Annotated in this window: 14 protein-coding genes; 12 read left to right on the top strand and 2 right to left on the bottom strand. The window is 64.6% G+C overall.

The window, feature by feature from the left end:
• The first annotated feature begins 117 nt into the window (after nt 1-117).
• From AC5RVY_RS06010 to AC5RVY_RS05955, 12 genes are all read left to right on the top strand, one after another.
• Nucleotides 118-1,659: an ABC transporter substrate-binding protein gene (locus tag AC5RVY_RS06010; RefSeq protein WP_493953809.1), complete on the top strand. Its 1,542-nt coding sequence runs from the start codon at nt 118-120 to the stop codon at nt 1,657-1,659.
• A 6-nt stretch (nt 1,660-1,665) separates the two neighbouring features.
• Complete coding sequence (locus tag AC5RVY_RS06005; RefSeq protein WP_493953808.1) at nt 1,666-2,607, top strand: ABC transporter permease; 942 nt, start codon at nt 1,666-1,668, stop codon at nt 2,605-2,607.
• The gene (locus tag AC5RVY_RS06000; protein WP_493953807.1) at nt 2,604-4,523 is read left to right on the top strand and encodes a dipeptide/oligopeptide/nickel ABC transporter permease/ATP-binding protein; all 1,920 of its coding nucleotides are present in this window, start codon (nt 2,604-2,606) and stop codon (nt 4,521-4,523) included. Before AC5RVY_RS06005 ends, AC5RVY_RS06000 begins: the two co-directional genes overlap by 4 nt.
• Nucleotides 4,520-5,395 (top strand): ATP-binding cassette domain-containing protein, encoded by an 876-nt coding sequence (locus tag AC5RVY_RS05995; RefSeq protein ID WP_493953806.1) that lies wholly within the window; start codon nt 4,520-4,522, stop codon nt 5,393-5,395. The genes AC5RVY_RS06000 and AC5RVY_RS05995 overlap by 4 nt, the downstream gene beginning before the upstream one ends.
• 83 nt (nt 5,396-5,478) lie before the next feature.
• A complete protein-coding gene (locus tag AC5RVY_RS05990; protein ID WP_493953805.1) occupies nt 5,479-6,315 on the top strand; it encodes a sugar phosphate isomerase/epimerase family protein in 837 nt (278 codons plus the stop codon).
• A 40-nt stretch (nt 6,316-6,355) separates the two neighbouring features.
• Nucleotides 6,356-7,522 carry a Gfo/Idh/MocA family protein gene (locus AC5RVY_RS05985; RefSeq protein WP_493953804.1) on the top strand — a complete coding sequence of 389 codons (1,167 nt, stop codon included), beginning with the start codon at nt 6,356-6,358 and terminating at the stop codon, nt 7,520-7,522.
• Between the two features lie 104 nt (nt 7,523-7,626).
• A complete protein-coding gene (locus AC5RVY_RS05980; RefSeq protein WP_493953803.1) occupies nt 7,627-8,688 on the top strand; it encodes a LacI family DNA-binding transcriptional regulator in 1,062 nt (353 codons plus the stop codon).
• 119 nt (nt 8,689-8,807) lie between these two features.
• Entirely contained in the window at nt 8,808-10,214 is a 1,407-nt protein-coding gene (gene uxaC, locus AC5RVY_RS05975) for a glucuronate isomerase (protein ID WP_493953802.1), read from the top strand.
• Nucleotides 10,215-10,282: 68 nt separating this feature from the next.
• The gene (locus AC5RVY_RS05970; protein WP_493954256.1) at nt 10,283-11,653 is read left to right on the top strand and encodes a mannitol dehydrogenase family protein; all 1,371 of its coding nucleotides are present in this window, start codon (nt 10,283-10,285) and stop codon (nt 11,651-11,653) included.
• A gap of 212 nt (nt 11,654-11,865) precedes the next feature.
• Nucleotides 11,866-13,299 carry a glucuronide transporter gene (uidB, locus tag AC5RVY_RS05965; RefSeq protein ID WP_493953801.1) on the top strand — a complete coding sequence of 478 codons (1,434 nt, stop codon included), beginning with the start codon at nt 11,866-11,868 and terminating at the stop codon, nt 13,297-13,299.
• Between the two features lie 46 nt (nt 13,300-13,345).
• Entirely contained in the window at nt 13,346-14,575 is a 1,230-nt protein-coding gene (gene manD / locus AC5RVY_RS05960) for a D-mannonate dehydratase ManD (RefSeq protein WP_493953800.1), read from the top strand.
• A complete protein-coding gene (locus AC5RVY_RS05955; RefSeq protein WP_493953799.1) occupies nt 14,572-16,893 on the top strand; it encodes a gluconokinase, GntK/IdnK-type in 2,322 nt (773 codons plus the stop codon). The genes manD and AC5RVY_RS05955 overlap by 4 nt, the downstream gene beginning before the upstream one ends.
• A 125-nt stretch (nt 16,894-17,018) precedes the next feature.
• Here the strand turns inward: AC5RVY_RS05955 and AC5RVY_RS05950 are convergent, their stop codons facing one another.
• Complete coding sequence (locus AC5RVY_RS05950; RefSeq protein WP_493953798.1) at nt 17,019-18,758, bottom strand: thiamine pyrophosphate-dependent enzyme; 1,740 nt, start codon at nt 18,756-18,758, stop codon at nt 17,019-17,021.
• A gap of 50 nt (nt 18,759-18,808) precedes the next feature.
• Nucleotides 18,809-20,323 (bottom strand): amino acid permease, encoded by a 1,515-nt coding sequence (locus AC5RVY_RS05945; protein WP_493953797.1) that lies wholly within the window; start codon nt 20,321-20,323, stop codon nt 18,809-18,811.
• Nucleotides 20,324-20,349: the final 26 nt, after the last annotated feature.

Here is a 20,349-nt window from a genome sequence, read left to right as displayed (position 1 = left end):
AACCGGTTGCCAAGACCGGCGGTGGTGCGTAGTCTGATTCGACAGGGGTGGATGTGGCCCACGCCACAATCCCCTCCCTCCTCAGTCCCGTTTGATAGAAATCTCAAGGAGCCAACAATGAAGTTAGGGCCCAAGGCGGCAGCTACCGCCATCGTACTGAGCGCCTCGCTGGCACTCACCGCTTGTGGTGGTGGCGGCGCCGGTGGCGCCGGTGCAGGTTCCACCGCCGGAGGAACCACGGTCACAGCGCTGACCCTAGGCACGCTCCGGGACATCACGTCCTGGGATCCCGCCCAGGCCCATGTTGGCCATGCCCTTCAGCCGTACCAGGCCGCGTATGACAGCCTGATCCTGCGGGAACCGGACGGCAAGCTGAGCCCCATGCTGGCCACCGACTGGAAGTACAACGACACCAACACCAAGCTAACAGTCGACCTCCGGACGGACGTTACCTTCAGCGACGGCGCCAAGTTCGATGCCGAGGCAGCAAAGGCCAACCTGGACCACTTCAAGAAGGCCAACGGACCGCAGATGGCCCAGTTGGCCTCCGTGTCCGACATCGCCGTGGTGGACGCTGACACCATCGATATCAACCTCAGCGCCGCAGAACCGGCCCTCGAATACTTCCTAAGCCAGGCCGCAGGCCTGATGGGGAGCCCCAAGGCCCTGGGAACTGACGCCATCAAGACCGAGCCCGTAGGTTCCGGTCCGTACGTGATGGACAAAGCCGCTAGCGTCAAGGACAGCCAGACGGTCTTCAACGCACGCAAGGACTACTGGAACAAGGACCTCCAGAAGTACCAAAAGCTGACCCTCAAAATCCTCACCGATCTTACGGCCCGCACTAACGCCTTGGTCTCCGGCCAGATCGACGCAACCCTCCTGGACCCAAAGAACGGCAAGCAGGCCGAGGGCGCGAAGATGAAGCTGGAAACCAACCAGGTTGACTGGTCCGGCTTGCTGCTGCTGGACCGCGACGGCACCAAGAACCCTGCCCTGGCCAACGTCAAGGTCCGCCAGGCCATCAACTACGCGTTCGACCGCAAGACCATCCTGGACCAGGTGATGCTCGGCCAGGGAACGGCCACCTCGCAGCCGTTCGGCAAGGACAGCGGCGCCTGGACCGAAGAGCTGGAAAACTACTACAGCTACGATCCCGCCAAGGCCAAGCAGCTCCTGAAGGAATCCGGCTTTGAAGGCAACGTGACCATTGACGTCCCCACGCTCCCGGGTGCTGAAACCCTGATTTCCGTCCTCAAGCAGCAGCTCGCAGATGTCGGGATCACCTTGAACCCCGGTGCCGCGATCACCAATACCTTCACGGCAGACGTTGCGGCCCAGAAGTATCACGCGCTGTTCTTCAACCTCTTCCAGGGCGAACCCACGGTCGCGATTGACCAGATCGTTTCCACCAAAGCCTTGTACAACCCCTTCAAGAACACCACGCCGGAGCTCGAAGCCAAGATCCAGGCCGTACGTACCGGTGGTGAAGAGGCCGGAAAGCTGGCGCAGGACGTCAACAAGTACGTGGTTGAACAGGCATGGTTCGCTCCGCTGTTCCGCGTAAACCAGATGTACTACCACAACGACAAAGTGAAGGTCACGCCGCAGGCCCAGCAGGCCGTTCCGTCCATCTACAACTACTCGCCTGCCAAGTAGGACACCATGATCAGGTTCATTGCGAAAAGGCTGGGCAGCGGGCTGGTGGTGCTGTTCGTCGTCTCGGCGCTCACCTTCACCCTGCTGTACACCGCCAGCGGCAGCATTGCCCGCAACATCCTCGGGGACCAGGCCACCCCTGAACAGGTGGCCCTGAAGGAACAGGAGCTGGGACTCGACCAGCCCCTCGTGAGCCGCTACTTCACGTGGCTGGCAGACGCCCTGGGCGGAAACCTCGGAGCCTCCTGGTTCACCTCCGAACCCGTGGCCAATTCCCTGGCCACGCGTATCCCGGTGACCATGACCATGGTTTTCGCCGCAATGATCCTGATCGCCATCTGCGCAACACTGATCGGTGTTGCCGCAGCAGTAAAGCGCGGCTGGGTGGACAGGGTGGTCCAGGTGGGTGCCATCCTTGGCGACTCCATCCCGGGATACGTCATTGGTGTGTTCCTGGTGACCCTCCTGGCCATCCAGCTGGGCTTGTTCCCGGCCACCAGCACCATCTCTCCCGGGGTGGGGCCCGAGGCCTGGGTATACTCCATGACCCTTCCGGTCATCGCCCTGCTGATCAACGGCGTCACCGGCGGTGCGCAGCAAATCCGCAGCGCCGTCATCAAGCAACTCGAGCGCGACTATGTGCGGACACTGCGCAGCCGCGGCATCGGTGAGCGGGAAATCCTGTTCAAGCATGTGCTGCGCAGTGCCGCCCCCGCAGGCCTCACCGTTTTGAGCCTGCAGTTGATCGGCATGCTGGGTGGCGTGGTGATCATCGAGCAGATCTTCGCCCTTCCAGGCATGGGCCCGCTCGCGGTCACCGCCACCGGCCAGACAGACCTTCCCGTGGTGATGGGCGTAGTGATGTACACCGTGGTGGTGGTCATCGTGGTGAACCTCCTGGTGGACATCCTCAATGGTTGGCTCAACCCGAAAGTGCGTGTGTCATGAGCGATTCCGTAGAAACAGCGGCCGTAGCCGCGCCCATCCCGGCCGGACAGAGCGGCACGGTGGTCCGTTCCACCGTCATGCGACGCCTCCTCAAGAACCCCCTCGGCATCGCGTCGCTGGCGATTCTCCTGTCCATTGCGCTGCTGGCCATCCTCGCACCGGTGCTGGCGCCGTTCGAGGAGAACTTCGCGAACATCACCAAGACCCTGGCCGCCCCTGACTCCGTGAACATCCTGGGCACGGACAGCGCGGGCCGCGACACGTGGAGCCGCCTGCTCTTCGGTGCACAGCTGACCCTCCTGTCCGCGTTGCTGTGTGCCGGCGTGGCCATCGCCATCGGCCTTCCCGCAGGCCTGATCGCCGGTTACTACAGCGGAAAGTTCGAGGCCGTCTCCAACTGGGTGGTCAGCATCCTCATGAGCCTTCCCGGCCTGATCGTGCTGCTCACCATCCGCGCCGCGTTTGGCCCGTCCGTGTGGATCTCGATGATCGCGTTCGGCGTCCTGATCAGTCCGTCCTACTTCCGGTTGACCCGCACAGCGGTGCAGTCCGTCCGCAACGAGCTGTACGTTGATGCCGCACGTGTTTCCGGCCTGTCGGACCTAAGCATCATCGCCCGCCACATCTTCTCGGTGGTCCGCGCGCCCATCATCATCCAGACAGCAGCAATCGCCGGGGTAGCCATCGCCATCCAGTCCGGTCTTGAATTCCTGGGCCTGGGCGATCCCACCCGGGCAACCTGGGGCGTCATGCTCTCGGAAGGCTTTAAGAACGTCTACCTGACGCCCACGCTGCTGCTCTGGCCGGCCCTCGCAATGGCCCTGACCATTGGCGGCCTGGTCCTGTTGGGTAACGCCATCCGCGATGCGCTGGAGGACGGTGAAAAGATCAAGCACCGCAAGAAGCCGGCTGCCGTTGCTGGTACGTTCCGGGAACGTACGACGGCGGAGCCCGCCAATGCACGCCAGCCTCGTAAGTCTCTGGCCGCCGTCGAAACCGGAACCGAGCACCACCTGGTCAAGGTAACCCACCTTGGCGTGGGCTATCCGCAGGCGGACGGCTCCATCAAGAAGGTGGTGGACGACGTGTCCTTCCACGTGGACCGCGGCGAGATCCTGGGCATCGTGGGCGAATCAGGCTCGGGCAAGTCCCAGACTGCCTTCTCCATCCTGGGACTGCTGCCGGACAATGCGCGGATCGTGGGCGGCTCCATCCAGTTCGACGGAAACTACACTGTTGCCCCGGGGGAGGACCGCGTGAGCCAGGAGAGGCTATCGAAGCTGCGCGGCAAACGGATTTCCTACATACCGCAGGAACCGATGAGCAACCTTGATCCGGCGTTCACCATCGGCTATCAGCTGGTCACGCCCATGGTCCGCGTGCGCGGGATTTCCAAGGCCGAGGCCCGGAAACGGGCGTTGAAGCTGCTGACCGATGTCGGAATTGCCAACCCTGAACGGACCTTTGCGGCCTACCCGCACGAAGTGTCCGGCGGCATGGCCCAGCGTGTGCTGATTGCCGGCGCCATCAGCTGCGAACCCGATTTGGTGATCGCCGATGAGCCCACCACGGCGCTGGACGTCACCGTGCAGGCCGATGTGCTGGACCTGCTGCGCGAGCTGCAGCAGCGCCTGAACATCGGCGTCATCCTGGTGACCCACAACTTCGGAGTGGTGGCCGACCTCTGCGACCGCGTGGTGGTCATGCAGAACGGCCGGCTCGTGGAGGAAGGGTCCGTCCGCGAGATCCTCCGCAGCCCGAAAGAGCAGTACACCCAGACCCTGCTGGGATCCATGCTCGAAGGAAAAACTCCCATGACCATGCTTGTTTCCCCGCCGGAAGGCCCCGTTCCCCACCACACCACGGCCCATCCAGCCGGGCAGGATCCAGCCGCAGAAAAGGAACCCGTCGCATGAGCTCGCAACAGAATTCCCCTCTGCTATCAGTGGAAAACCTCGTGGTTGAATACCCCAGCAAGAGGTTCCGGGCCAAGCCTTTCCGCGCCCTGACAGACATCAACATCACCATCGGTCAGGGCGAAACGCTCGGCCTGGTGGGGGAGTCCGGCTCCGGCAAGACCACCCTGGGCCGTGCTGTCCTGGGCCTGGCACCCGTCACCCAGGGCAGGATCATCTTCGAGGGCAACGACATCAGCAACGCCGGACGCAAGGAGCGCCGGACGCTGAGCCGGGACCTGCAGGTGGTGTTCCAGGACCCCTACACCTCCCTGAACCCGGCGCTGGAAATCGGCGACATCCTCGCGGAGCCGCTGGGTGTCCAAGGGATGGAATCCGCTGCCGCCAGGAAACGTGTCAAGGAACTGCTGGACCAGGTTGGACTGCCCTCCGACGCCATCCACCGGCTCCCGCGGGAATTCAGCGGCGGCCAGAGGCAGCGCGTCGCAATTGCCCGGGCCCTGGCGTTGTCGCCCAAACTGATCGTCTGCGATGAACCGGTCAGCGCGCTGGACCTCTCAACCCAGGCCCGCGTCCTGGACTTGTTCCTGCAGATCCAGAAGGACACCGGCGTCTCCTACCTGTTCGTCTCCCACGACCTGGACGTGGTCCGGCACATCAGCCACCGCGTGGCCGTGATGTACCGCGGGGAGATCGTGGAACAAGGGCCCGCGGACATTGTCACCAGGGACCCTGAACACCCTTATACCCAGCGCCTGCTGCTGGCCTCACCCGTGCCGGATCCGGACCGGCAGGAACAACGCCGTGCGGACCGGCACCGGCTCCTGGAAGCACAGGGCCAACAAACTGAACAGGCCGGGGCCGCGGCCTGACGCCGCCCCCACCACACACCCAATGGCCTTCATCGGCCGGAACACCACGGAGGAACCCAGTGGCCAAAATAGGCGTACAAGCCATGATGCTCAAAGACAGCTTCGCCGACGTGGGGGCGTTCGAAACGCTCCGTAAGGTCAGCGCGATCGGTTACAACGCCGTCGAAATATCCCAAATACCCATGACCCCGGAAAACGTGGCCGAGCTGGACCGTGCCCGCAGCGAACTCGGGATGGACATTGCCGCACTTTCCGTTGCCGTTGAAGGCCGCAAGGGTATGCCTGTCGAATCGCTGGCTGACAACTTCGACAAAATCGTGGACGATGCGAAACGGCTGGACAGTTCGCTGCTGCGGATCGGGATGCTGCCGTTCGGAGCCATGAAGTCCCTGGACGCCGTGATTTCCTTTGCCAAGGAGGCCAACGGGTACGCCGAGCGGCTGCAGGAACACGGGATCAGCCTGTACTACCACAACCACCACGTGGAATTCTCGAAGTTTGACGGCAAGTACATGCTCGACGTCATCGCGGAGAACTCCCCTGCCATGGGGATGGAAATCGACGTGCACTGGGTCCAGCGCGGCGGCCTGGACCCGGTCCGGACCCTGGAAAAGTACGCGGGCCGGACCGCCATGGTGCACCTCAAGGACTACCGGATCGGGCAGATGCCCGAATCCTCGTTCGGCCTCCTGGAGGCGGGCGATTTCGGGGGATTCATGGCGGAATTCAAGAACGTTGTGCAGTTCGCCGAAGTGGGCGAAGGCAACCTGGACTTCCCGTCCATCATTCCTGCCGCCCAAGCAGCGGGCGCCCGGTACCTCCTGGTGGAGCAGGACGAACTGTACGGCCGAACGGTGTGGGACGCACTGCAGACGTCCTACGACAACCTGGTGGCCATGGGCCACGGCGGCCTCTTCTAGGGTTTCGACAAGCTCAACCAACGACGAAGGATAAACAACTGTGAGCAAGAAAGTACGCCTGGGCATCATCGGCCTGGGACAGCAGGGCGGCGCTTATGCCAAGTTCATCACCGACGGCCTCGTCCCGAACATGGAAATCGGAGCCATCACCGACACCGAGCCGGCGAAAAAGGAACTGGCTGCCGCGTCATATCCGGAGGTGCCGTTCTACGACGACTACATCGCGATGCTCGAAAGCGGCAACATCGACGCTGTCGTCACGTGCGTTCCGCACTACCTGCACCCCGAAATCGGCATTGAGTCGCTCAAGCGCAACATCCACGCGCTCGTCGAGAAGCCGGCTGGTGTGTACACCAAACAGGTCAAGGAACTGAACGACTTCGCGGCCTCCAAGCCGGAGCTGTCCTTCGGCATCATGTTCAACCAACGCAACAACCCGCTGTACAAGAAGCTCAAGGAAATCGTGGATAACGGCGAAATCGGCAGCATCCGCCGCACTAACTGGATCATCACCAACTGGTGGCGCCCGCAGGGCTACTACAACTCCAGCGAGTGGCGCGCCACGTGGGGCGGCGAGGGCGGCGGTGTCCTGGTCAACCAGGCCCCGCACCAGCTGGACCTGTGGCAGTGGATCTGCGGCGCCCCCAAGTCGGTGTACTCCAAGGTGGCGTACGGCTTCCGGCGGGACATCGCCGTCGAAGACGAGGTCACCGCGGTGGTGGATTACGGCGACGGTGCCACGGGCGTTTTCGTCACTGCCACCCACGACATTGTGGGCACCGACAGGTTTGAAGTCCTGGGCGACCAGGGCAAGATCGTCGTCGAAAACTCAAAGACCGCCACGGTCACCCGGCTGACCAGGCCAGAGCGTGAACTCAGCGACTCCATGGATATGGACGACGTCCGCAAGCTCTTTATGGGGCAGCTGGACAGGGAGGAGTTCTACAGCACCGAGGTCATCGAGTTCGAGTCCGCCTGGGGCGGGCAGCACGCCGGTGTCCTGGAAAACTTCGCAGCCAACATCCTGGACGGCACGCCGCTGCTCGCTCCGGGTTCCGACGGCATCAACGGCGTCCGGCTGGCCAACGCCATCCACCTCTCAAGCTGGACCGGGCGCGAAGTGCCGCTCGACTTTGACGAGGAGGAGTACATGCGGGAGCTGAACAAGCGCATCAGCGAAGAGGGCAAGTTCCCCGAGCGCGTGTGACGCGGCAACCCCTTGCCTAACTTTGCTGCAGCAAGTGTCGTTTTGAGCGCTCCAAACGACACTTGCTGCGACTCAGTTGGAACGTTCGTGGCTAGGATGGGGCGGTGACCGAACCCAAGACGCAGGGCCCTGCCGCATCAACGGGAGCTTCAAAGAAACGCGCCCGTGACGGCAGCGGCAACGCCACCATCTACGACATCGCCAAGGTTGCCGGCGTCAATCCCTCGACGGTGTCCCGAGCGTTGAGCAAGCCTGGCCGCGTCAGCGCGAAGACGCAGAAGCTGATCGAGGACGCTGCCGCCGAGCTGAATTACCAGGTCAACCCGTTCGCCCGGGCCCTGCCAACGGGCCGGACCAATACCTTCGGCCTGATCGTCGCGGACATCACCAACCCCACCTTCTTTGACATTATCCGGGGCGCCGAAACTACCGGCACGGCCAGGGACTACACCTTGGTCCTGGCCGAATCCGCGGAGTCCGCCGTCACCGAGCTCACCACTGCCCGCCGCATGATGACCACCGCCGACGGCCTGATCCTCGCCAGCCCCCGCATGGACGACGACGACATCCGCGCCCTCGCCCGCGACAAACCGGTGGTGGTCATCAACCGCGAGGTGCAGGACGTTCCCTGTGTCATCCCCGACGTCCGAAAAGGCATTGGGGAGGCCGTCCGCAGCCTTGCGGCCAACGGCCACAAAAAGATCGCCTTCGTGGCCGGCCCGGAAAGGTCATGGATGTCCGCCCGGCGCTGGGAAGGGGTCCAGGCCGCCTGTGACTGGTCCCGGCTGGAGGCGGTACGAGTGGAGTCCAGCAAACCAACGGTCGACGGCGGCAGGCAGGTTGCGCGCGACGTCCTCGCCACCGGCGCCACGGCCGTGCTCACCTACAACGACCTCCTGGCCATAGGTCTTATGCAGGAGTTGCAAGCCGCGGGCATGGTGGTGCCTGACGAAATCAGCATTGTGGGCTTCGACGATATTTTCGGTGCGGACTTCACCACGCCGCCATTGACCACCGTGCGTTCACCATTGGGGGAGTGCGGCTCCGAAGCCGCCGCCCTGCTGCTCGACCTGCTCCACGGAAACGGGGATCCGGCGGGTACTGTCCGGGTGGAGACAGAGCTGGTGTTGCGCGGTTCAAGCGGCAGGTTCCTGGGAAAGGGCTAAGCCCGGGGCCCGGGCATGCCCGAATAAAATCCCGCCCGGCAGATGCCGCAACGGAAACCCGGATGGCAAGTTTTGGCAACCGGTTGACAAGAACCGCGCTGAACCCGGACCATTGACCTATGTCACAATCGATTGCCGCCGACCCAGACCGGCTCCTGCCCGCTGATCCCGGAACCCGCCGCATTGCGCGCGATCTCCTGCAGCGGGTTGAGGACCTCCCCATCATTTCCCCGCACGGGCACGTTGACGCCGCGGTCATCGAACAAAACAGCCCCTTCCCGGATCCGGCAGCGCTGCTGGTGAGCCCTGACCACTACGTCACCCGGCTGATCCACGCCAGCGGCGTCCCGCTGGGGCAGCTCCGGGACTCCGGCATCTCCCAGCCCGATTCCCGCTCTGTATGGCGCCAGTTCTGCAAGGCCTGGCCCCTGTTCGAAGGCACCGCCTCGGGCTATTGGCTCCGCACCCAGTTCCATAGCGTCTTCGGCCTGGACGGCGAACTCAGCGCGGAGACAGCCGATGCGACCTACGACGCGATCTCGGCCAAACTCCAGGAGCCAGGCTTCCGGCCCCGCGAGCTGTTCAAGGACTTCAACATCGAGGTCCTGGCCACCACCGATGATCCCCTGGATTCGCTGGCGAGCCACAAGGCCATCGCCCAGGACCCAACGTTCCATGGCCGCGTCCTCCCCACTTTCCGCCCTGACGCCTACCTCAATATCGCCCACCCGTCGTGGTCCGAAAACGTCGACAGGCTCATCGCGGCAGGGGCCGACGGCGGAACGGGCTATGGCGCGTACCTCACCGCGCTGGAGAACCGGCGTCGCTATTTTGTGGAGCACGGCGCGGTCTCCGCCGACCACGGCGTCCTTACCCCGGCCACACTAAAGCTCGAGGCCACGAACGCAGCCAAGCTGTTTGACCGCGCCCGTTCCGGCAAGGCGACTGCACAGGACCGCAACGACTTCGAAGCGCACATGATGTACCAGATGGCGCGGATGTCCGTCGAGGACGGCCTGGTGATGACCATCCACCCCGGCTCGTACCGCAACCATCATGAGCCCACCTTCAACACCTTCGGAGCGGACACCGGGCACGACATCCCGTTCGCCATCAACTACACGGAGGCCATCCGCCCGGTCCTGCAGGACTTCGGCACTGCCAAGGACTTCCACCTTGTGCTATTCACGCTGGACGAAACGGTGTTCTCCCGTGAACTCGCCCCGCTGGCCGGCTTCTACCCGTCCGTGTACATCGGTGCGCCGTGGTGGTTCCTGGATGCCCCTGACGCGATGCTGCGGTTCCGCTCGGCGGTCACCGAGACCGCAGGCTTCTCCCGTTCCTCGGGCTTCATCGACGACACCCGCGCCTTCTGCTCCATTCCTGCCCGGCATGACGCCTCCCGCCGTATCGAAGCTTCCTTCCTGGCCCGGCTGGTGGCCGAACACCGCGTCAGCGAGGACCGGGCCCACGAACTCATCGTCGACATTGTGGACGGTTCACCGCGGCGGGTTTTCAAGCTGTGAGCACTGAACTGCGGACCTCCGCAACCGCGCCATCCACCGAGGGGCAAAACGCAGCCGCGGACCTCCCCCTGCTGAACCGCACATTCCATCCCGCCCCCAAGGCACCGGTGCGCATCGTCCATCTGGGCCTGGGGGCCTTTCACCGCTCCCACCAGGCCTGGTACACGCACCAGGCCGGCGACTCCGCGGAATGGGGAATCGCCGCGTTCACCGGCCGGCGGCCGGACGCCGCCGTTGCCCTCGCTGAGCAGGACGGGTTGTACACGCTGGTTGAACGGGCGGACACCGGGGACTCCTTCTCCGTCGTGGGCAGCATCGTGGAGGCCGTGGACGGCGCAGACCTGCAACGGCTCACGGAGTTGGTGGCCGCGCCCGGGACTGCCCTGGTGACCCTCACCATCACCGAGGCAGCCTACGGGCTGGGTGCGGACGGAAAGCTGGATACTACCGCGCCCGACGTCGGGACGGATCTTGCGCTGTTGGCTTCCGGCAGCGGACGCCCGGCCACGCCGCTGGGACGCTTAGTGCTGGCGCTCGCCGCCCGCAGGGACGCGGGTTCCGGACCCATCGCCGTGGTCTGCTGCGACAACTTGTCCAACAACGGAACGGTTGCGCGGCAGGCTGTCGGAGGATTTGCCGAGGCCTGGGATGCCAGGATCGCCGCCTGGATTGATGGCAACGTCAGCTTCGTCAGCACGTCCGTTGACCGCATCACGCCACGGACCACCGGCCAGGATCTTGCCGACGTCCGCAATGCGTGCGGGTACAGGGACAATTCGCCGGTGGTGGCCGAGCCTTTCTCCAGCTGGGTGCTCAGTGGGGACTTCCCCGCCGGCCGACCCCGGTGGGAAGACGCCGGTGCCTTGTTTGTCCAGGACATCAGACCGTATGAGAACCGTAAGCTGTGGCTGCTCAATGGCGCACACTCGCTGCTCGCGTACGCCGGACAGTTGAGGGGCCACAGCACCGTGGCCGAGGCGCTGGCAGACCCGGAGTGCCGCCGGTCCGTGGAAGCCTTCTGGGACGAGGCGGAAGCGAACCTTCCCGGCACCGAACTACTCATTCCGGCCTACCGGGAAGCCCTCCTGGCCCGTTTTGGCAACGCCAGGATTGCGCACAACCTGGCACAGATTGCCCTGGACGGCAGCACCAAGCTGCGGATGCGTGCCGTTCCCGTACTGCAGGCCGAACGTGCGGCGGGCCGGACAGGTGCGGGCGCCGCACTGATGATCGCCTCGTGGATGGATTACAGCGTTGCTGCAGCAGGCTTCCAGGACCCCCGGGGCGACGCCGTGGCCGCTGCCAACAAACTACAGGGAACCGAACGGACTAAGGCGCTGCTGGCCGTCGTCGACCCCCTACTCGCCGGCGACGCCGGTGTGGTGGAACTCGTGCACGGCCTGTGCGGGACGGCAGCGAAGCGTCCCGCTGCCTGCTGACACCATCCTCCCTGGGGGCTGCCCGACGTCGTCCAAGGCGCAGGGCAGCCCTCTTCATTGAAATTTCAATAGATATTTTGGCAACCGCTTGCCATTTGTTTGCCAGGTGATTAGGATTACAGGCAGAGCAGACCCCCGGCGCACCGCCGGCCCCAAATACTTCTCACGCTTCATTTGGCCGCCCAGGCCGCCCGGGTAAAGGAGCCCACACCATGAAAAAGCTGAGCAAACTGAGCATCGCAGGCTATGGCGCCGGCGACGCCGCCAACAACCTGGCCTTCACCACCGCCACCATGTTCCTGCTGGTCTACTACACCGACGTTGCCGGCATTTCTGCCGCTGCCGCCGGAACCCTGCTTCTGGTGGTCCGCGTTTTTGACGCATTCGCGGACGTTCTTGCCGGCCGTGTGGTGGACCGCGCGTTCAGCAAGCGGTTCGGCAAGTTCCGGCCTTTCATCATGTTCGGCTCCATCCCGCTGCTCCTGCTGAGCGTCGCCACGTTCTCTGTGCCGCAGATCGGTGAATCCGGCACCCTGCTCTACGCCTACGTCACCTACGCGGCACTGGGCCTGGCTTACAGCCTGGTCAACATCCCCTACGGCTCCCTGGCCGGGGCGATGACGCAGGATCCGGGGGAGCGGGCGAAGCTGGGCTCCGCCCGCATGGTGGGAGCCGCCCTGGTGGGCTCCTCATTGGGCATCTTCGTGGCTCCACTCGTGAAGCCCGGCGCGGACCTGCAGGCAACGTTTACGGGCATCACCCTGGCCTTCGTGGTGATTGGTGCGGCGCTCTACTTCTTCACCGTCTTCACGGCCAAGGAACGCGTCCACCGTGCCGTACCGAACGTCACCCTCAAGCAGAGCCTGGACACCCTCAAGGGCAACAAGCCGCTGCTGATGCTGTGCCTCAGTTCCTTCCTTTTCCTGTCCGGCTACCTGGCGCTGACCTCCGTCCAGCTGTACTACCTGCGTGACGTGCTCGGCCGGCTGGACCTGTACCCGGTCCTGTCCATCATCCAGCTGGTCCTGACCTTCGTCCTGGCGGCAGTCATGCCCCGGTTGGTCCGCGCTGTGGGCAAAAAGAACATCTATGTCTATGCCGCCGCCATCTCAGCCATTGGTGGCGCCATCGTATTCCTGACCCCGGGCAGCCAGACCTGGATCGGATTCGGTGGCCTGGTCATCAGCCTGGTGGGCGTGATGGCAGTCAGCATCGTGGTGTGGGCCCTGGAGGCCGACACCGTGGAGTACGGCGAGTGGAAAACCGGCGTGCGCACTGAAGGCATCACCTACGCCCTGTTCTCCTTCACCCGCAAAACCGGGCAGGCAGTGGGTGGGGCGCTGGCCGCCTACGCACTGGCCCTGAGTGGCTACAAGTCCGGCGCCGCCCAGACGGCTGAGGCTGTCCAGGGTATCCAGGTGGCAGCGGGGGCCATCCCCGCAGTCCTGACCATTCTTGCGCTCCTGGTCATGACCAAGTACAAGCTGACCGACGCCCTGCATGCCGAAATCCTTGCCGACATCCGCGCCCGCCGTGCGGGCGGCGAAGCCACGTCGGAGGGCACTGCCCCGGGTGGCTCGTCGTTTCCCGGCGGCGTGACTTCATCTGCCGCCGTCGCCGCCCCCTCCGGTGCCTCCACCAAGTAACCCCCATAACCCTGACCAGCCAGCCCCGCCCCTGAAAGGACCTGCCGTGAAAATCATTGCCGCCGACGTGTTTGTGACGAGTCCGTCCCGGAACTTCGTGACCCTCCGGATCACCACCGAGGATGGTGTGACCGGTATTGGTGATGCCACGTTGAATGGGCGTGAGTTGGCTGTTGCTGCGTATTTGAAGGAGCATGTGGCGCAGTTGCTGATCGGGAAGGACCCGCACCGGATCGAGGACACGTGGCAGTTCCTGTACCGGTCCTCGTATTGGCGCCGTGGTCCGGTGACGATGGCTGCGATCGCTGCGGTGGATATGGCGTTGTGGGATATCAAGGGCAAGCTGGCGGGGATGCCGGTGTACCAGCTGTTGGGCGGGGCGTCGCGGAACGGGTTGCGCGCGTATGGGCATGCTTCGGGTGCGGATTTGCCGTCCCTGTTCGACTCCGTCCGGGAGCACCTGGAGCTGGGGTACAAGTCGATCCGGATCCAGACCGCCGTGCCCGGCATCAAGGCCGTGTACGGGGTTGCTGCGCAGGCGCAGGCTTCGGGGGAGCGGTATGACTATGAACCGGCCGGGCGGGGCGCGTTCCCGGTGGAGGAGGACTGGGACACCAGGGCTTACTTGCGGCATTTGCCGACGGTGTTTGAGGCGGTGCGGAATGAGTTCGGCCCGGAGATCCCGTTGCTGCATGACGGGCACCACCGGATGACCCCGATCCAGGCCGCGAAGCTGGGCAAGGCGCTGGAACCGTATGACCTGTTCTGGCTGGAGGACTGCACCCCGGCGGAGAACCAGGAGGGGCTGCGGCTGGTCCGCCAGCACACCACCACCCCGTTGGCGATCGGTGAAATCTTCAACACCGTGTGGGACTACCAGACCCTCATCAAGGAACAGCTGATCGATTACGTCCGGGCCGCTTCCACCCATTTTGGCGGGATCTCCCCGTTGAAGAAGGTGATGGACTTTGCCGCGCAGTACCAGATCAAGTCCGGTTTCCACGGACCCACGGACATTTCCCCGGTTGGCTTCGCCGCGCAGCTGCACGTGGGCCTGGCCATCCATAACTACGGCATCCAGGAATACATGCAGCACTCGGACAAGACCAACGAGGTCTTCGAACAATCCATGACGTTCGTTGACGGCTACCTTCACCCCGGTGACAACCCCGGCATCGGCGTTGAATTCAACGAAGAAGCCGCCGCAGCCTACCCCTACCAGCAGGCCTACCTGCCCTACAACCGCCTCATCGACGGAACGGTCCACGACTGGTGAACACTCAACAACCCAACACAGACCAGCCCAATCTTCGCATCATCGTGATGGGCGTGTCCGGCTGCGGCAAGACCACTATCGGCGACCTCGTGGCGCGGGAACTCGGTGTTCCGTTCCTTGACGGCGATTCCCTCCACCCCGTGGAAAACGTCGCCAAGATGGCGGCCGGCACGCCCCTGACGGACGAGGACCGCTGGCCCTGGCTCGCCACCGTGGGCACCAAGCTGGCCAACGCGGGCGACGGCGGCATGGTCCTGGCATGCTCGGCACTGCGCCGCAGCTACCGCGACGCCATCCGCGCGCAGGCTCCCGACACCATCTTCCTGCACCTCCACGGCAGCAAAGAGGTCCTGCGGGCACGCACCGAAGGACGGACCGGGCACTTCATGCCGCCCGCCCTGCTTGAGTCCCAGCTCGCCACGCTGGAACCGCTCGGCGCCGACGAAGCCGGCCTCGTCGTGGACATCGCCGCCCCCGTACAGCAGGTAGTGCAGGAGGCACTCGCCGGGATTGCCGCCGTCGGACGTCCGGCCGACGTTGCCGGCACTGCGGACGCCGCAGGCACCCGGCCGCGGCAGTTCGACGTCGACCTCCAGGCTGCGCCGTTTAATCTCGACGGCGACGCGGTCGCCTGGGTGGAGTCCACCCTCGCCGGGATGAGCCTCGAGGAGAAGATCGGCCAGCTGTTCATCAACCACAACAACGACTACTCCCCGGAGTACCTCGACGGCGTGCTGGAGAACTTCCACGTGGGCGGCATGCGCTACCGGCCCGGGCCCTCGGCCGCGGTGCAGGAGCACATCCGCTATGCGCAGGCCAAGACCCGGATTCCGCTGCTGGTGGCGTCCAACCCGGAAATGGGGGGAGCCGGAAGCTGCGACGACGGAACCTTTGTGTCCACGCACCTGCAGGCCGGCTCGCATCCGGACAAGGGCATAGCCCGCCAGATGGGTCAGGTGGCCGGTGTGGAAACCGCGGCGCTGGGCTGCAACTGGGCCTTTGCCCCGATCGTGGACATCCACTACAACTGGCGGAACACGGTCATCTCCACCCGGTCCTTCGGCAACACCCCGGAGATTGTGGTGGAGCGGGCCAAGGAGTACTTCGACGGCATCAGTGAATCCCCCACCGTGTGCGCCATGAAGCACTTCCCCGGCGACGGCGTGGACGAGCGCGACCAGCATGTGGTCACCTCCTACAACACGTTCGGCTACGAGGAGTGGAACCGCACCTACGGGCACGTGTATCGCGAGATGATCGGCCACGGCGTGCAGTCCATCATGGTAGGGCACATCGGCGCGCCGGAACTGTCCCGGCACTTCCGGCCAGGCCTGGCCGATGCGGACATCCGTCCCGCGACGCTCGCGCCGGAGCTGCTGCAGGACCTGCTCCGCGGCGAACTCGGCTTCAACGGGCTGGTGCTCACCGACGCCTCGCTGATGGTGGGCCTCACACAGGCCGTGAAGCGCAAGGACCTGGTGCCGGCCACCATCGCGGCAGGTTGCGACATGTTCCTGTTCTTCCGCAACCCCGCCGAGGACTTCGGCTACATGCTGGACGGGTACAAGTCCGGCGTCATCACCGAACAGCGCCTGCACGACGCGCTTCGCCGGATCCTGGGGCTGAAAGCGTCCCTGGGGCTGCACCGGAAGCGCGCATCGGATCTGGTGCCGCCTGCGGAGGCGCTGGCCGTGATCGGCAGCGAGGCGCACCGGGCCATTGCGGCGGAGGTCGCGGAGAAGACCGTCACCCTGGTCAAGGACACTGCTGGCAACCTGCCCATTACACCGGAGACTCATCCGCGAATCCGCCTCTACGGTATTTCCGGCGGTGCGGACTTCACCAGGGCCGACCCGCTCGCCTACCTGGACACGGTCAAGGAAGAGCTGGAGGCCGCCGGCTTTGAGGTGCATGTCTTCAAGACTGCGGAGCAGCGGGAAGCGGCGGGGGAGACTGGCATGAACTTCATGCGGGTCCTGTCCGAGGAAGCCACCGGCGATTACGCGGACCGGTACGACGCCGCGTTCGTGTTCGCCAACGTTAAGGGGTTCGCCCAGGAGGCAGCCATCCGGATCAAGTGGTCCTCGCCCATGGCCGCGGAGATCCCGTGGTACGTCACCGAGGTGCCCACGGTGTTTGTGTCGCTTAATCAGCCCAACCACCTGATTGACGTCCCCATGGTGAAGACGGCCATCCATGCCCATGCCGGGTCCCGGGAGGCCATCCGGGCCACCATCGACAAGATCCAGGGCAAGTCCGCGTTCCAGGGCACGTTCAACGACAACGTGTTCTGCGGATCCTTCGACACCCGGCTCTAAGTGGCAGAGGGAGCTGCTTGACCCCCACACAACAGCAACGGGCGACGGCGGGACCTCCCGCCGTCGCCCGCTGCTCTTCGTCAGTGCCAGGCTGAGCCCGCGCGGCTGCTGCGCGCGGGCATCTCTCAGTAGGCCTTTACGCGCTGTTCGACGACGAGGTGGATCAGGGCGAAGACGCCGTCCTGGTCGATGGCGGCGAGGGCAGCATCCAGCGCGGCCGGAATGTCCTTGTCCTCGGTGACGGTGACCCCAAACCCGCCGAAAGCCCTGGCCATCAGGCCGAAGTCAGGGTTTTTCAGCTGGGTGCCCGAGACGCGCGACGGATAGTGCCGCTCCTGGTGGGTGCGGATGGTGCCGTATTCCTGGTTGTCCATCACCACCACCAGGGGAGTGGCACCGTACTGGGCCGCGGTGGCCAGTTCCTGGCCGTTCATGAGGAACTCCCCGTCCCCGGCGATGGTCACCACGCGCCGCGCGGGGTCTGCCAGGGATGCCGCGATGGCCGAAGGCACCGAGTAGCCCATCGAGCCGTTGCGCGCGCTGATCATGGAGGCATAGCGGCGGGTGGGGAAGTAGCGGTGGGCCCAGTTGGTGTGTTCCCCCGCGCCAAAGGTCACCATGGCATCCTCCGGCAGCCTGGGCACGAGGTTCGCCATCAGGGTGTCCATCCTGGCCTGACCCGCCGCCGGCGCCGCCGGAGGAAGCGCGGCGAACTGCTCCTGCTCGCCGCGCATCCGCTCCGTCCATGCCTTCCACTCCTCCTTGACCGGCAGGTCGATGTCCTCAAGCTCGCGCACGAAAGCCTCAGGCTTCGCCAAGATCTGCCGCGACACCGGACCGGACCGGCCGCGAAGCGAGGGGTCCACGGTCACCAGGAAGTTCTTTTTGTTCCAGTCCTGCCGGCAGACGAACCCGTCCGTGATGACGTCCCCCGGGACCGTCCCCACAAAGACCAGCAGGTCGGTTTCCTCGAGCAGGTCGTAGGTGGGGCGGGGCCGGCCATAGCCGATGGGGCCCACGTAGGAGGGTGAATCGAAGGACACCGTTCCCTGCGTCCGCCACTCAGCTGCTGCCGGGATCTGGTGGCGTTCCAGCCAGTCCGTCAGCTGGTCGGCCGCTGCCTGGGTCCAGTCGTTCCCGCCGGTGACGAACAGCGGCTTGCTGGATTCCGCCAGGGCACTCCGCAGGGCTGCCGCGTCCGTGCTGCTCATGCCGCCGGCTGCCACAGGAATGGCCGGATGGATCGCGGGGTCGATCTGCTGGCGGATGATGTCCTCCGGCAGGCCAACCACCACCGGGCCCGGCCGTCCGTTCATGGCGGCGAACATCGCCTCAGCCACAATTTCGGACGCCCGTTCCGGATGGTCCAGGACCATCACGCGCTTGGCGCCGGTATCGAACCAGGCCTTGATGTCGAACTCCTGGAAGGCTTCGCGGTCCCGGTGGGCGAAGGGGATCAGGCCCACGAACAGCAGCATCGGGGTGGAGTCCTGCCATGCGGTGTGCAACCCGACGTGGGCGTTGGCGGCACCGGGACCGCGGGTCACCATCGCAACGCCGGGGAGCTGGTTCATCTTTCCGTCGGCTTCCGCCATGTAGGCGGCGCCGCCCTCATGCCTGCAGACGATGGTCTCGATATCCGAGGCGTGCAGGCCGTCCAGCACGTCCAGGAAGCTCTCCCCAGGAACCACATACGTGCGTTCCACGCCGTGGGCCACGAGCGAATCAACAATGACATGCCCGGCGGACTTGGTTGCTGGTTGTGGGCTTCCCTCCGGATTCCCCTGCGGGTTGTGCTGCGGGCTTACGACGGCGGCGGGCCGGGCGGGTGATGCGGTCAGGGCTGATGCGGGTTCCGTTGTCATGGTCTTTCTTTGGTGTTGGGTGTGCGTGGCTGGTGGCGGGTGCTGCTGGCTTACCTGATGGGTGTCCGGTTGGCGATGACGGGGGAGAGGCCGGTGTGGCCTTCGCGGGTTTCGGCGATTTCGCGGATGCGTTTGCGGCAGGCGTACCAGCCGAAGACCATGAGGATGGAGGCGATGGCGGTGACGAGCATGGTCAGGGGTGAGTCGATGAAGACCATGATCAGGACGCCTACGAGGAAGAGCAGGGAGAGGTAGCCGGTGTAGGGGGCGCCGAACATGCGGAAGGAGGGGCGTTCGAGCCAGCCTTTGTCGGCCCAGCGTTTGAGTTGGATCTGGCACAGGACGATGGTGGCCCAGGTCATGATGATGCCGACGGAGGCGACGTTGAGGACGATTTCGAAGGCATCGGCCGGGACGAGGTAGTTCAGCGGCACGCCCAGGAGGGAGACGCCGGCGGTGATGGCGATTCCGCCGTAGGGCACGCCTGCTTTGTTCATCCGGGAGGCGAAGCGGGGGGCGGAGCCGTTGACGGACATGGAGCGCAGGATCCGGCCGGTGGAGTAGAGCCCGGCGTTGAGGGAGGACAGGGCGGCGGTGAGGACGACGAGGTTCATGATGACGTCCACGCCCTGGATGCCGATGGAGCCGAAGAACGTGACGAAGGGGCTGACGCCTTTTTGGTAGGAGGTGTAGGGCAGCAGCAGGGCCAGCAGGATCACGGAGCCGACGTAGAACACCGCGATGCGGAAGACTACGGAGTTGATGGCTTTGGGCATGATTTTTTCGGGGTTTTCGGTTTCGCCGGCGGCGGTGCCGACGAGCTCGATGGAGGCGTAGGCGAACAGGACGCCCTGCATGAGGATGATCATGGGCAGCAGGCCGTTGGGGAAGATCCCGCCGTTATCGGAGAGCAGGCTGAAGCCGACCTGCTGGCCGTCCACGGGGGTGCCGAAGATGACGAAGTAGGTGCCCACGATGAGGAAGATGACCAGGGCGGCGACCTTGACCAGGGCGAACCAGAATTCCATTTCACCAAAGACCTTCACCGAGACCAGGTTCAGGGCCAGGACGACGATCAGGGCGGTCAGGGCCCAGGCCCACTGCGGGACGTCGGCCATCCAGGGGATGTAGTTGCCGAAGAAGTTCATGTACAGGGCCGCGGCGGTGATGTCCACGATGGTGGTGGTGGCCCAGTTGATCCAGTAGAACCAGCCGGAAACGAACGCGGCCTTTTCGCCGAAGAATTCCCGGGCGTAGGAAACGAACGAGCCCGAGGAAGGCCGGTGCAGGACCAGTTCGCCCAGGGCGCGCAGGATCAGGAACGCGAAGAACCCGCACACCGCGTAGGCGATGACCAGCGACGGGCCGGCAGCGTTCAGGCGCCCGCCAGCGCCCAGGAACAGGCCGGTACCGATCGCACCGCCGATCGCGATCATCTGGATCTGCCGGGGCTTCAAATTCTTGTGATAGCCCTTGTCCTCGGCATGCAGCGCAGTCTCGGAAGCATGCGCATGCCCGCCGTCTATCTCGTGTGCTGCAACCTCGTCATTGGGGTTGTTGGGCATGGGTGATCCTTTCGATCTGGGGAGAT

This window comes from Arthrobacter sp. Ha26, assembly GCF_059091705.1.
Note: the sequence above shows the minus strand (reverse complement) of the source record. Positions and strands in the feature narration are given on the sequence as shown.

Excerpts from the sequence above, each read along its gene's own strand:
- AC5RVY_RS05995 (WP_493953806.1), top strand. The coding sequence starts at position 4,520 with ATGAGCTCGCAACAGAATTCCCCTCTGCTATCAGTGGAAAACCTCGTG.
- uidB (WP_493953801.1), top strand. The coding sequence starts at position 11,866 with ATGAAAAAGCTGAGCAAACTGAGCATCGCAGGCTATGGCGCCGGCGAC.
- AC5RVY_RS05945 (WP_493953797.1), bottom strand. The coding sequence starts at position 20,323 with ATGCCCAACAACCCCAATGACGAGGTTGCAGCACACGAGATAGACGGC.
- AC5RVY_RS05950 (WP_493953798.1), bottom strand. The coding sequence starts at position 18,758 with ATGACAACGGAACCCGCATCAGCCCTGACCGCATCACCCGCCCGGCCC.
- uxaC (WP_493953802.1), top strand. The coding sequence starts at position 8,808 with ATGTCACAATCGATTGCCGCCGACCCAGACCGGCTCCTGCCCGCTGAT.
- AC5RVY_RS05990 (WP_493953805.1), top strand. The coding sequence starts at position 5,479 with ATGATGCTCAAAGACAGCTTCGCCGACGTGGGGGCGTTCGAAACGCTC.
- AC5RVY_RS06010 (WP_493953809.1), top strand. The coding sequence starts at position 118 with ATGAAGTTAGGGCCCAAGGCGGCAGCTACCGCCATCGTACTGAGCGCC.
- AC5RVY_RS06000 (WP_493953807.1), top strand. The coding sequence starts at position 2,604 with ATGAGCGATTCCGTAGAAACAGCGGCCGTAGCCGCGCCCATCCCGGCC.
- AC5RVY_RS06005 (WP_493953808.1), top strand. The coding sequence starts at position 1,666 with ATGATCAGGTTCATTGCGAAAAGGCTGGGCAGCGGGCTGGTGGTGCTG.